Below are 14,051 nucleotides of genomic sequence, written 5' to 3'. Positions count from 1 at the left end.
ACATTTAAGACTTAAAATTAAAGTATAAATATACAAATTATTTCCTTTAAAAACAAGAATTTAATCTTATGACCACAATATTAATAGTAGACGATATAGAAACCAATATTAAGTTACTAACAGCCAAACTTTTAAAAGAGTATTATACGGTTCTTACTGCAAATAGCGGCAAAGAAGCACTAGCAATTCTTAAAAAGGGAAAAATTGATATTATACTACTTGATGTTATGATGCCGGAAATGGATGGATTTGAGGTATGTAAAACGATAAAAACCGATCCGGAAACTACTCATATACCGGTTGTAATGGTAACTGCACTTTCCGATATTGATGATCGAGTTAAAGGTCTTGAGGCAGGAGCTGATGAGTTTTTAACAAAGCCGATTAACGATACTGCTCTATTTGTAAGACTTAAATCGCTATCTAGAATGAAAAGCTTAATTGATGAGTTAAAGCTTCGTAATAACACTAATGCATTATTAGGCGTAACAAATATCGAAATGCATGACACTTGCACAGATAAAAAAATATTACTAATTAATGATGATATAGTACAAGCTAAAAATATAAAACAAATGTTACTTAAGATTACCCAAAACGTAAAGGTAATAAGTAATTCCGATGAATTAGATATTATAAATGAATATACACCCGATTTAGTAATTATCAGTAGTACGCTCGAAAATGAAGATCCTTTGAGGATCAGTGTTATTTTAAGAGGTAAAGCAGAAATAAGCGGCGTGGTAATAATTTTACAAATTGATGAAGACGGTATGCCTTTGGTTGTGAAAGGTATTGAACTCGGTATTAATGATTATTTCGTTTATCCTATAGAGGAAAGTGAATTACTTGCTAGAATTAGAACACAATTAAGGCGTAAGCAATACCAAGATAATTTACGTAATGATCTTGAACAAAGTGTTAATTTAGCAGCTAAAGACAGCTTAACCGGCTTATTTAATCGTCGCTATTTCGATATACACCTTAAACAAATGATTGAGAAAGCTAATAAAGAAAGTATTAAATTATATTTACTTATGTGTGATATCGACAATTTTAAACATGTAAACGATACTTACGGTCATCAAGCAGGCGATAAGGTTTTAACAATTGTATCCCGTATTTTGAAGAATACTCTCAGAGTAACAGACTTAATAGCAAGATTCGGCGGTGAAGAATTTACTATACTCTTAACGGATATAGATATTTCTAAAGCAATTGAAACTGCGGAGAGAGTTAGAGTTAAAATAGAATATATGGATTTTCACATTGAAGATCAAATTGAACCTTTAAAAAAAACTATTTCAATCGGAGTTACGGAATATAAAAAAGAAGAATCAATAGAATCTTTCATTGAACGTGCTGACAAAGCTATGTATGAAGCTAAAACAACGGGTAAAAATCAAGTAGTAAAATTATAATTGATTTTTTTAAGTAAAAAAATAATGAGAAATTCTTCCAAAAAACATCTTGATTTACCATATAGACCAGGGGTCGGCATGATGATATTAAATGCCGATAACCATATATTCGTCGGTAAAAGAATAGATACAAAAATATCTGCATGGCAAATGCCGCAAGGTGGGATAGTTCCCGGCGAAACACCAAGTATTGCAGCAATGCGTGAGATGTTAGAAGAAATAGGAAGCGATAAAGGATATATTATTGCCGAAAGCAAATGCTGGTATAGTTATGATGTACCAAGCTTTTTAATACCTAAATTGTGGAATGGTAATTTTCGTGGACAGAAACAACGCTGGTTTCTCATTAGATTTACCGGAAATAACGAAGATATTAATATAAATACCTCTAATCCGGAATTTGATCAATGGCGTTGGGCATCACTTGACGAGCTATTATCTATTATAATTCCTTTCAAACGGAAACTTTATCAAGCCGTCGTAAAAGAATTTGAATCATTAATTCAGTAGTTTTTCTTACTTTTAATATATAAGAGGCTATCAGTAAATAAATTAGAAATCTTTACAAAACCTAAGATTTTCAATTCCTAAACAAGTAATATTCTCAGAGAGTTTAAATTTTTCGTTACTTGGGATTATTAAATATAAATGTTCTAATTCTAAGTCATTCAAAGCGATATTCATTGATTTTGTTATCTTAGGGTTTTCAGTATATTTTATTTCAAATCCTATTTTTCTTATTCCATTTGTTATAAGTAAATCAAGTTCAGCTCCGCTATGAGTAGCCCAAAAATAAGAAGTTTCATAAGCATTAAAATGACGTACTATCTCTTCAATAACAAAGCCTTCAAAAGAAGCTCCAAGTTTTGGGTTAAATTCTATTTCTTCATCTGATAATCCAAGTAATCTATATAATAAACCACTATCTCTAATGTATATTTTAGGAGATTTTACCTCACGTTTTTTTGAATTGTTGTGCCATGGTCTTAATAAAGTAATCATAAAAGCACTTTCCAAAATATTAAGATACCTTTTAACAGTACGATGATCTATTCCCAAGGATTGACTTAAATGATGAATATTTAAAACTTGAGCTTGCATAAAACTAAGCATACGCCATAATTTATTAACAATTGAAGGGGTTAAATCAAAGCCAAGTTTTAATATATCTCTCTCTAAGAAAGTTTTTATATATTCATCCCGCCATCGTTCACTTAATTTATTAGAAGCAGCTAGAAATGACTTTGGGAATCCACCTCTTTTCCATAATAATTTCCAATCTTTAACTTCTTCAAGAGTGAAAGGAGTAACCTGGTGATAACCTATTCTTCCTGCTAAGGTTTCAGAAGATTGGTTTAATAGATCACGTGAAGCACTGCCTGTAACTAGAAACTTACTTTCTTTATTGTTATCTACAATTACACGTAGCACAGGAAATAAATCGGGTCTTAATTGTACTTCATCAATTACTATCAAGCCTTGTAATTCTTGAAAAGTAAGCATTGGATTTTCAAGTCTAGCTAAATGTAAAGGATTTTCACAATCAAAGAAATGTGTAGGTATTTCTATACTGTTTAAATAAGATTTTACTAATGTTGTTTTACCCGATTGCCTTGGTCCTACTAACCCGCAAACTTGGTGAATAGAATATTCTTCTTCAATTTTAGATAGTAAATATTGCTTAAGATTTCCATGAAAAAATGACGTCATTATGTAATAATTTCAAGTATATTTATATATTTATTTGACAAAAATAAATATTAGCCGATGTTCAAGAGCTAATTAGTTTTCTCTATCTTTACAGCCAATATAAAGTCGTTTTCTGTAAGACCGTCGATTGTATGAGTCCATATTTCCACACTACATGCTCCCCCCAAGATATAGTTAAATCGGGGTGATGTGCTTCCTGCTCTGCAATTTCAGCTATCTTATTTACAAATTCCATAGCTTTTATAAAATTAGAAAATTTATATTTTTTATAAAGATGCCCTAATTCATTCACTTGCCAATCATTTTATAACTCTGCTAGTGACTTATCAATTTCTTTTTTCTCAAGCGGCGGAATACCGCCCTCACATGGTATGCATCTTTTCTTGCTTAATACTATCATAGTTTTTTATTCTATATCAAAGTTAAAATATTGATCTTTATAAGGCTCATCTTCAAGTGTATAATGCCATCACTCAATTTGACATGCTTTAAAATTATGTTTTTGCATCTTAGAACGTAAATAATTACGTTTTGCTAAATATTGCTTATCAATTAATTTACTGTCATGATGTGAAGCTTCATCAAATACGTCAAAAGAAGTATACATGTCTACCGTATTGTCATCTAAATAGGATATAACACGCTCGTCTTTCAACTTTCTCTTAATGACTTTCGGGTTATTATTAACTTTCTGCTGAATTTTTATTATTGATAAATCTACAGTATTACCCCTACTATGACTGGATCTTTCAGCTATATAACCTAATGTAAAACATTTAGACTTATCTATATATGGGTAAAAGCTTTCCTTATTTTTTTGATCAATATTATCTTTGCTCCATCTTAAAAAGTGTTGTACAGCTTTTTATGGTCTATATGCATCATATATAATAAGTGAATAACCATCTTTTTTTATCTCAGCTTGTACTACTTTAAGAGCCTTAGCAGCTTCTATGGTTAAAATTGCTTCCGGTGCTTTATAACCCTCTACCTTTTTACCAACAAAATTTTCATCTGAATAATAACGCATACTTTGAATAATTGTAGGGATCGATATCTTTCAGATATACGAACCCTTTAGGTAAGGATTTAGCATATATTGGAAGAAAGCTCATAAATATAAGAATTAAACTTGTTAAAATCAATTTCATAAAATGCTAGACTTTGTAAAGGTTTCTAATTGATTTGTTATTTTGAGATATTTTTTAGTACAAATCAAATCTTTTTAGAGATCTTCACAGACCCTAATATAAAATAGACTTCTTGCATAACCTCTTTCTAAAGGTAATCCGGTACTCGAATCCTCACATAGATTTGACTATGCTCCGGTTCTGTGTTCCGTATCTCCTTCAAATTCCTCTTTATAAGATAGGTTATGCAAGAAGTCTAATATTTATCTTATACAAAATTTTATTAAAAACTATAGTAAACTCAACCCCATTTTGTGACAGGCACGAGGGTAGAGCCTATATATTAATAGGCGAGACGATAAACAACGAAGCACAAAGTTCAAATCAAGTTTACTATAGAACTTTCAAAAAGACGAATGAATGGTAGCGAGGGAGGGATTTGAACCCCCGACACACGGATTATGATTCCGTCGCTCTAACCAGCTGAGCTACCCCGCCAGGGGAAAGTGTTTATATAATTTGTTAAGATCGTAAAGAAGTATCATTCTAAATAAAAAAATTGATCCATGCAACAATTGACTAGCAACTTCTCAAATTTTATCTTAACGTTTAGAGAATTGTGTTTTCTTACGTGCTTTACGTTGTCCGTATTTCTTACGCTCTACTACCCTAGAATCACGTGTTAAAAGACCGCCTTTACGCAAAATAGCATGAACATCCGGAGCAGATTTATCTAAAGCTTTAGAAATTCCATGTAAAATAGCACCTTTCTGTCCTGAAATTCCTCCACCTCTAACAGTACAAATTATATCATACTGATCAATAGTTTTTGTTAAGACAAAAGGCTGTAAGATAGTTTTCACATAAGTTTCAGAAGGAAAATACTGGTCTATTGTTTTTTTATTAACAACTATTTTTCCTTTTCCTACTTTAAGCCATACTCGTGCTATAGCATTTTTTCTTTTACCTGTAGCATAAAACTTGCCTGAATTATCTATTTTTTCTTTAGGAGTTTTTAATACCGGTTTTAAAGGTTCTTTAGTTAACTGCTTTTCTACTTTTTCTGTTTTAATTTTTAACTCGGTCATATTCTATTACTTTTTATTTTTTGGATTTTGGCTTGCAAAATCATAAACAGTAGGTTGTTGTGCCACATGAGGATGATCACCATTTGCATAAACATACAAATTACTCATTTGCTTAGCACCTAAAGCATTTCTTGTAATCATTCTTTTTACGGCCATTTTAATAACTCTCTCAGGGTGTTTACCGCTTAAGATTTTACCTGCCGTAGTATCTTTTATCCCACCTGGAAATCCTGTATGCCTGTAATACATTTTTCCGTCTTTGGGATTCGCTTTTTTACCTGTTAATTTTACATGTTCCGCATTTATTATGATTATATTATCACCACAATCTAAATGAGGTGTAAAGCTAGGCTTATGCTTACCGCGTAGCATACTAGCAACTCTGCTAGCGAGTCGTCCTAGTACAATATTTTTTGCGTCTATGACCCACCATTTCTTTTCAATTTCCGATGGCTTTGCCGAGTAAGTTTTCACAATATTATCTTTTTAATTTTTTAAATAAAGACTTAAGAAACATACTTAATAGCATTAATACCTGCCATTTGTCAAGTTAAATATAATCTATTTACTGGTATTGTCTAAAAAGAGTTAACCTAAAGTTTCTATATCATTCTTGCTTTCGCGGGAACGACACCGGAAGACTAAGCTATGCTATAAAACAACTTTTTCTAGGCAATCCTATTTACTTCCAAATATTATTTTTCTATCGGTAGAAAAATATAAATTATTATTTGCTCTTAGCCCATAATAACGAATATTTTTTATAATTTTGACAATATGAGGCATCATGTTTAATCCATTATTATCAACATCAAAACTATATAAAACACCGTTAACGGAAATAACATTTAAACTTCGCTTATTGTTATTATCAACTCCAACAAAAGGTACTAAAAAAGTAGCAGATTTTAGTTTCTTAGGATCCTTTCCATCATTTAAATCAGTTACAAACTTTACTTTCCCTGTTTCAGGATTAAACGCTGCTATTTGTCTTGCATTATTTATTACAAATAGGCTATTACCGATTAAAGACATTGATTGAATATCCTCGGCATTTACCTGCCAAATCACACTACCGGTTGCTGTACTCAGTTTAATAAGCTTACCAAGACCGGTCGCTATATACAGATTCATATTATCATGAACGGGGGTACATAAAATACTTGATTCATCAAAATTCGGTACAGCTGTATGATCATTAAGATTTGCAAACTCAAAATTCCATCTTACTTCACCATTTTTTATATTTAAGGCAAGTACTTGCCCGGAATTATAAGTTACTATTACATTGTCATGTTGTACTATCGGCGTCATAAAATAACTAGCCGATAAAACTTCCGCTAGGCTTTCATGTTCCCATACGGTTTTTAAAGTTTCTGCATTTAAAGCAATAGTTTGATTACTGATAGTTTGTACTAAGACAGTATTATCATTTAGCACAATAGGCTTAATTCTAATAATATCCGGAAGTTCTTTTCTAATTATTTCATAACCTGATTTTGCATCTAGCACTACTAACAACCTTGAACCGTATGTTACGTATAATTTTCCACTATGGTGTAAAATTCCGCCGCCTATATAATTATCTTTTTTATGTCTACTTAAATTATAAGACCAAATAATCTTATTTTGCTCTATAGAAAATGCAGAAATATTCGATCTAATATCCAATGCATAAATCATATCGCCTATAAAAACCGGCTCGGTAATTGTGTTGCTTCTAGCGAAACTATACTGTTTATTCTTAAGCATATTTGCATTAAATGCATATATATTTGCATTAGAATCTAAATATATCGGCTCATTGGTCTGAATCGCTAATTTAGGAGTCAATTCAACAATATTTTTTACCCTTTTTAGTCCAAGCCCGTTACATGAAATTAAAATAAACGGTAATAACAGAAGTGCTATTTTTTTTGTCATATTTTTCCTTAAGTACGAATTATTATTTATTTAAATTTACAAGCAATGCTTTAGCCTGATCTTTTATTAGATCAGATACATTATTTGAAATTAATAAATTTTTTAGATTTTTTTCTACTTGCGGTTTCATATTATTCTTAATATCCCACATAGCTTTTATAATAGTTGCCGTAGCCCAAAAAGGTTTTTTCTCGTCATCAAAATAGTTTAAATATTTGGTCAATTTTTCTTTATCTTGAATATCTAGATTTTGATCATCAATAACAAGACCACACCATGAAATACGTGCATAAAAAGTAGAAATTTCAGAATATTCTTTATTTTCAATAATTTTATTAAGCAGGTCTTTCGCTTCTGAATATTTTTTTTCCGAAATCTTTATGGCTACTTGTTCTAATGCAGCTATTTCTCTTATTTTAGTATTACTAGTAGTAACTAAATTCTCTAAAGTATTAAAAGCTAATTCTTCATTATCTTTTGTTGTTTCCAAACCAACAGTCTTAACAAGAATATCTCCGTTTTTTTGGTTATTTTTAATTCTTTTATCTTTATTATTATTAATAACAACCATTATAGTAATAGCTATTATAGAAATGATTATTATTATAGGTAAAAGCTTTTTGAAAAAAATTAACCTTTTTTCTTCATTTTGATCACTCAGTACTTCATCCAAAATATCAGTCATATTTTATTATTTTTATTTATTTTTACAGCCAAATTTGATCTTAGCATCTTCTGCCATTTTTTTGGATGCGGCAGTTCTATTAGTTGGCAATTCCTTATCAAGCTTAGCAAGCATATTACATGCTGCCTGAGTTTTTTTTAGTTTGCCTAAGGAAAGTGCTAACTTCAATAACCCATCGGAAGATTTTGCCCCTTTCGGTGACTCTTTATAGCCTTTTAAATAGTTAACTGCTGCTCCGTTATAGTCATTTTGTTTAAAAAAGCATTCCCCATACCAGAAATAAGCATTACTAATCAGCGAACTGTTAGGATATTTTTGGATAAAATTTTTAAATTTATCTTTTGCTTCAGTAAGTTTATTATCTTTATAAGCAGCAAGAGCCAAATCGTAAGCTTGCTTATCGGGAGCTATATCCTTATTAACCGCAATAGGCTTTTTAGGAGCATTATCCGGCATATCTTTAAGCAAAGCTACATCAAAAACATCTTGTTTTTTTGAGTCACCGACTTCTAAAACTTCAGTATTTTCTTCTTGATTTGGAATATTTGAGTTTTGCGTTAACATATCAATTTTATGCTGTAAAACCTCAACTTTACCGATTAATCTTCTGATTTCTTGTTCCTGTTCATCTAGTCTATTTTCAAAATCATTATTTGCTGCATATTTTAAAGGCTTTCCTTTAATAGTTTCGCTTTCTCCGAAAGAAAACATAGAAAATAAAAAAGTCAATAATAAGATAATAAGTTTCATATATTTTTTTATAATATCTCTGAATAAACGAAGAGTAAGTAGACGAAGTTTTATTTGGAAAAGAGCAAAGAGTTTATAAGGTGAGGATCACAGCGTATACTTAATACGTGAGAACCGCAGATCTTATAAAACGACGTAGCCAATTTTTCACATTAAACAAGTATACCGAAAATTTTTTAATATTCCACACAATTTTTTATATTTCAATACTATCGTCATATGTAAAAGTTATTGTTATGGTGGTACCTTCATTTATCTTACTTTGCAAATCAAATTTACCGTTCATAAGCTCAACCAGCTTTTTAGTAAGCGGCAACCCAAGACCGGTACCCTCATATTTTCGACTAAGCTCACTATCAATTTGACTGAACTCCGATAAAGTTTTTGGGATATCTTTTTCCTCAATACCGATGCCGGTATCTATAACTTTTATATATACTAATTTTGCTAACTCATCTTTTTCAAGTGTAATAGTAACACTTCCTCCGGAATTTGTAAATTTCACGGCATTTGATAAAAGATTTAAGAATACTTGTTTTAGCCTTTTTGGATCAGCTTTTATAACAACATGCTCTTTCGGTAATCTACTAATTAAAACCACTTTGGCTTGATCGGCACGAGGCTTAACAAGTATCAGTGAAGAACTAATTAATTTATTTAAATCAAGATCTATACTATCTACTTTTAATTTATCGGCAGAAGCTTTAGAAAGATCTAAAATATCATTAATCATACTAAGCAAATGTTTACCAGCATCATTTATGTCTTTAATATAATTTTTATTTTTTTCTGCATCTCTTTCCGACATAAGAATTTCCGAAAAGCCTATTATAGCATTAAGTGGTGTACGCAATTCATGACTAATATTAGTAAAAAACTTTGTATTTGAAGATCTGGTTTTTTCTACTTTTACTATTTGAGCTTTTAAATTTCTATTTGTTTCAAGCTGCTCCTCAATAACTTGTCTAGCATAGTTAGTGTTACTAATAATTATAGTGCAGAATATTATAAAAATAATGATAAAAGTTATAAAAACCTTTTGCTCAAGAGAGGTTATATTTTGCCACTGGCTGGTAATATTAGTGTTAATCTCAAATACTGCATCTACGGGAAAATCTAAATTATTATCTATAACAGGGATATAGCTAGTAACAAAAGAAGCTTCTTCCACTGTTAAATCACTTTCATTTTCTATTATTACCCTTGGTAATAATACATGACTTGTAATACCTTTAAAAGCGTCTCGAAGCGGAGCTTTTGAAGTAAAAGACTTTAAAAAAAATTTATCGATTTTTGCGGTAACTATCTCAACCAAACTATCATCTTTATAATTGTCTACACTATACATATGTAACATATTACTAGTGATGAATTTATTACCTTTAAGATCGTAGAGAGAAATATTAATATTAAGATTGGTGAACCATTGAGCGGTAATCTTTGCAAAATTAATAAAATCTTGATCTTGTAATAATTTTAAATAATCGAATTTATGTAATTTACTGATTACGTTCTGATGAGTATTCCAAATATTATCAGTGTAAAGTTCTACAATTTTAGTATGTTCCAAAGCCACTTGTTTTACTATCATTTCTTTTATCATAAAATAACGGTAAAACATCATATTTATGACAATATTAAGAAACAATATAATGAATGACAATCTTACTATATACTTATTATGGTTCATTACGACCTTTCTTTTCTTTTAAGAGCAAGTATTTTATGCTTGTATGGCTCTTAAAAAAGTCATTGATGTCATTCCTGCTTTTAGCTAGGCATGACATTACCCTTTCTCTTTACTTTCTTGTTTAACTTTCTCTTTTGTGTCCAGCTTCTTATTAAGAATCAACCCTGTAATTACATCATAAGCACGAGCAAATTGATAATCTTTTTTGTATAATTCCGACAATTCATTCTCTTCTTGTTTATTATTTTTGGCTTTTATTTCTTTTGTGCTATCTTTGTTTTTAGATGAATAATCTTTATTTTTTTCATTATCATTCTTTAAGTAATTTTTTAAAGAACTTTCTGAAAAACGCTTATCTATTTTTTTCACCTTAGGATATTCGACTTTTGCCGGCTCAATTAAAATATCAGGCTCTATTCCTTCTGCTTGAATAGAACGACCGCTTGGGGTGTAATATTTAGATATAGTGAGTTTTACGGCAGCCCTAGAATTGATTTGCGTTAAAGCCTGAACTGATCCTTTACCGAAAGACTTAGTGCCAAGTATTATTGCTCTTTTATGATCTTGCAAAGCTCCGGCAACTATTTCCGAGGCAGAGGCAGAATTACCGTTTATTAAAACTATCATAGGTACTTTGGGAGCTTTTAACGAAAACTCATTTGCTTTAGTTTCGCTATTACTTGATATAGTTCTACCTTTTGTTGTTACAATTACACCGGAATCAATAAAATAATCACTAACGGCAATAGCTTGATCGAGTATACCACCGGCATTATTACGTAAATCTAGAATTATACCTTTAAGATCATCTTTACTTTCAGTTTTTAACTTCTTTACTGCTGCCTTCAGCTCAGAAATTGTTGACTCATTAAAAGTAGTTATACGTATATATGCAATATTATTTTTTTCTAAATGTGCTTTTATCGGCTTGATTTTTACTATTTCGCGAGTAAGCTCTAGCTCTTGCGGTTTTGCCTCTTCTTCCTTAATTATCAATAATTTAACCTTAGTACCCGGTGTACCACGCATTTCTTTTATAGCTTTATTAGGACCAAGCGTAGAGACTAACTCGTCATTCACGCCTACTATATAATCTCCGCCTTTAAGCCCTGCTTTGAAAGCCGGCAAATCATCAATAGGCGATATTATCTTAATTGCTCCGCTATCATACATTATTTCAACACCGATTCCGCCGAATTCACCTTTTGTAAAAGTAAAAATATCTTCTAAATCCTCATCGGTATAATAGCTTGAATGAGGATCAAGTGAGTTTAACATACCGTTAATTGCTTCATCTATCATTTTTTGCCTATCGGGTACCTGTACATAATCCTTTTCGATACGTTCAAATACGTCTTGAAATTGCTTATAAGCCTCCTGATTTGATATTTTATTTTCAGGTTCTTTTTCTTCTTCTGCAAATGCACAAATAGAATTTATAATAAAAAATAGTGTTACAATTAAACGTAATAACATAATACTCCAAATATGTGTGTTTTTTGTCATCCCGCGACTTGATCGCAGGATCTTGTATCACAGGCTGTGTCCTGAGACCCCGTGGTCAAGCCACGGGGTGACATTGAGGACGCTCGCAATGACGATTAAATATCCAGCTCACTAATAATCTTATCCATTTTAACTAAAGCCTGTTCATAAATAAATTGAAATCTTTTTTCCGGCTTTTTACCCATTAAATCATCTACTATTTTATCGACATTTTGAAAATCTTCTAAAGTTACCTTTAAAAGCGATCTTTTTTCCGGATGCATAGTAGTTTCCTTTAATTGTGCAGGCATCATTTCACCCAGTCCCTTAAATCTACCTACTTCAATTTTAGCTTTACTAGCTTTTGATAATTTATCTGTTAACTTAGCTTTTTCCTCTTCATCGCCTGCATAATAAGTTTTATTAGACTGCGTTAAACGATAAAGCGGAGGCTTAGCTAGATATAAATGCCCCTCTTCTACCAATTTCGGCATTCGTAAAAAAAAGAAAGTCATTAATAACGAAGCTATATGAGCACCGTCAACATCTGCATCAGTCATAATAATTATTTTTTCGTAACGCAAATTTTCTTTTTTATAATTCTTTAAACTACCGCAAGCAAGAGCTATTTCTAAATCTTGTATTGCTTGATTATTAACGATTTTCTCAAGCGTAGAACTCGCAACATTTAGAACTTTACCCCATAGCGGTAATACTGCTTGCGTTTCTCTATTACGTGCTTGTTTTGCAGAGCCTCCTGCCGAATCACCTTCTACAATAAATAATTCCGTCCCTTCAGGTGCAGTTCGTGTGCAATCGGCAAGTTTACCGGGTAAACGTAATTTTTGAGTGGCATTTTTACGGGAAATATTTTTTTCGTTTTTCTTACTTATTCTAAACTCGGCAATGCTAATTACATGCTCAAGTAAATTAGTAGCTAAAGCTTTATCGCTACTAAGAAAGTGGTCAAAATGATCTTTTATTATATTCTCAACTGGTTTACTTACACCATTTGATACTAATTTTTCCTTAGTTTGTCCTTGAAAAGACGGCTCAGCTATAAAAATAGAAAGTACGACACTTGCGGTTTCTAAAATATCCTCAATAGTTATATTAGCAGCTTTTTTATTCCCTATCATTTCACCGTATGCTTTAAGCCCACGTAAAATAGCCGACTTAAGTCCTTGCTCATGTGTTCCTCCTTGAGGAGTCGGAACGGTATTACAGTATGATTGAATAAATGCCGAGCTATCGTTATTTTGCCAGCAGATTGCCCATTCAAGTTTTATCCCGTCTGGCGTAGACTCTATATTGCCTGAAAAAATTTCCGGAATAATTAAATTATCTAAAGTTATTTTTGAACTTAAATAATCTTTTAAACCGTTTGGAAAATTTATTAATGCCTTTTTAGGTATATCTGACGGCACTTCTACTTCGCATTCCCATTCTATAGTAACACCGCGATATAAATAAGCTTTTGACCTTGCAAGCTCATAAATCTTTTTAGGATTAAAATGTAATTTTTCACTAAAAATTTCCGGATCAGGAGTGAAATTTATTGATGTACCTCTTAGCCTTTTAGATGCGTCTTCACATATTAAATCAGTTAACTTTTCTCCTTTAGAATAACTTTGGCTATATAATTTACCTTGTTTATAAACCTTTATTTCTAAATGTTTAGATAAAGCATTTACTACCGATAGTCCAACACCATGCAATCCGCCTGCAGTATGATAAACATTATTTGAGAATTTACCTCCTGAATGAAGAGTGGTTAAAATTACTTCTAAAGCTGATTTATCAGGAAATTTAGGATGATTATCAATAGGGATACCGCGACCGTTATCAAATATAGTAATACTATGATCCTGATGCATTTTTATCGTGATGATACTTGCAAAGCCGGCGACTGCTTCATCCATAGCATTATCCAACACCTCAGATACTAAATGATGCATAGCATTTGAATCAGTGCCGCCGATATACATCCCTGGTCTTTTACGAACAGGCTCAAGTCCCTCTAATACTTCAATATCTTTTGCACTATAGTTATTATCGACTAGCTTATTTTTTTTTTCTTTGTTAAAGCTGAATAAATCGCTCATATATTAGAGATTCAATTAATTATTTTCTTTCCTAAATTAAACTATTTAATATAGAAAAGCAATT

At 31.3% G+C, this 14,051-nt stretch carries 12 protein-coding genes, 1 tRNA gene and 2 pseudogenes; 2 read left to right on the top strand and 13 right to left on the bottom strand.

The genetic code is table 11. From position 1 onward, the window contains the following. The first annotated feature begins 68 nt into the window (after window positions 1-68). A complete protein-coding gene (locus AB1146_RS04615) occupies window positions 69-1,421 on the top strand; it encodes a PleD family two-component system response regulator (RefSeq protein ID WP_010423579.1) in 1,353 nt (450 codons plus the stop codon). 24 nt (window positions 1,422-1,445) lie between these two features. Next, window positions 1,446-1,931 (top strand): RNA pyrophosphohydrolase, encoded by a 486-nt coding sequence (locus AB1146_RS04610; protein ID WP_008580323.1) that lies wholly within the window; start codon window positions 1,446-1,448, stop codon window positions 1,929-1,931. A gap of 42 nt (window positions 1,932-1,973) precedes the next feature. Here the strand turns inward: AB1146_RS04610 and AB1146_RS04605 are convergent, their stop codons facing one another. The 13 genes and pseudogenes from AB1146_RS04605 to parE form a co-directional block, all read right to left on the bottom strand. Beyond that, the gene (locus AB1146_RS04605; RefSeq protein ID WP_010423585.1) at window positions 1,974-3,131 is read right to left on the bottom strand and encodes an ATP-binding protein; all 1,158 of its coding nucleotides are present in this window, start codon (window positions 3,129-3,131) and stop codon (window positions 1,974-1,976) included. Between the two features lie 68 nt (window positions 3,132-3,199). Next, window positions 3,200-3,531 (bottom strand): annotated as a pseudogene (locus AB1146_RS04600) (4a-hydroxytetrahydrobiopterin dehydratase). Window positions 3,532-3,600: 69 nt separating this feature from the next. Next, a complete protein-coding gene (locus tag AB1146_RS04595; RefSeq protein WP_029374831.1) occupies window positions 3,601-3,738 on the bottom strand; it encodes a hypothetical protein in 138 nt (45 codons plus the stop codon). 258 nt (window positions 3,739-3,996) lie between these two features. Further along, window positions 3,997-4,282, bottom strand: a pseudogene (locus AB1146_RS04590) (M15 family metallopeptidase). A gap of 400 nt (window positions 4,283-4,682) precedes the next feature. After that, a tRNA-Met gene (locus AB1146_RS04580) sits at window positions 4,683-4,759 on the bottom strand. A gap of 104 nt (window positions 4,760-4,863) precedes the next feature. Further along, entirely contained in the window at window positions 4,864-5,349 is a 486-nt protein-coding gene (gene rpsI / locus AB1146_RS04575) for a 30S ribosomal protein S9 (protein ID WP_010423593.1), read from the bottom strand. Window positions 5,350-5,355: 6 nt separating this feature from the next. Beyond that, on the bottom strand, window positions 5,356-5,823 hold the full coding sequence (gene rplM, locus AB1146_RS04570) for a 50S ribosomal protein L13 (protein ID WP_010423595.1): 468 nt from the start codon (window positions 5,821-5,823) through the stop codon (window positions 5,356-5,358). A gap of 204 nt (window positions 5,824-6,027) precedes the next feature. Then, window positions 6,028-7,272 (bottom strand): outer membrane protein assembly factor BamB, encoded by a 1,245-nt coding sequence (locus tag AB1146_RS04565; protein ID WP_010423597.1) that lies wholly within the window; start codon window positions 7,270-7,272, stop codon window positions 6,028-6,030. A 22-nt stretch (window positions 7,273-7,294) separates the two neighbouring features. Beyond that, window positions 7,295-7,957: a DUF2659 family protein gene (locus tag AB1146_RS04560; RefSeq protein WP_010423599.1), complete on the bottom strand. Its 663-nt coding sequence runs from the start codon at window positions 7,955-7,957 to the stop codon at window positions 7,295-7,297. Window positions 7,958-7,969: 12 nt separating this feature from the next. Continuing rightward, window positions 7,970-8,707, bottom strand: a complete 738-nt coding sequence (gene ybgF / locus AB1146_RS04555) for a tol-pal system protein YbgF (protein WP_010423601.1) — start codon at window positions 8,705-8,707, stop codon at window positions 7,970-7,972. 196 nt (window positions 8,708-8,903) lie between these two features. Further along, the gene (locus tag AB1146_RS04550) at window positions 8,904-10,397 is read right to left on the bottom strand and encodes a sensor histidine kinase (RefSeq protein WP_010423603.1); all 1,494 of its coding nucleotides are present in this window, start codon (window positions 10,395-10,397) and stop codon (window positions 8,904-8,906) included. 96 nt (window positions 10,398-10,493) lie between these two features. Then, window positions 10,494-11,873: a S41 family peptidase gene (locus tag AB1146_RS04545; RefSeq protein WP_010423605.1), complete on the bottom strand. Its 1,380-nt coding sequence runs from the start codon at window positions 11,871-11,873 to the stop codon at window positions 10,494-10,496. 125 nt (window positions 11,874-11,998) lie between these two features. Further along, window positions 11,999-13,987 carry a DNA topoisomerase IV subunit B gene (gene parE / locus AB1146_RS04540; protein ID WP_355403601.1) on the bottom strand — a complete coding sequence of 663 codons (1,989 nt, stop codon included), beginning with the start codon at window positions 13,985-13,987 and terminating at the stop codon, window positions 11,999-12,001. Between the last annotated feature and the right edge of the window lie 64 nt (window positions 13,988-14,051).

It is taken from the genome of Rickettsia helvetica (assembly GCF_963970025.1).
GTDB classification, from domain to species: Bacteria; Pseudomonadota; Alphaproteobacteria; order Rickettsiales; family Rickettsiaceae; genus Rickettsia; species Rickettsia helvetica.
The sequence above is the reverse complement of the archived record's forward strand: the minus strand, read 5'-3'. Positions and strand labels throughout refer to the sequence as shown.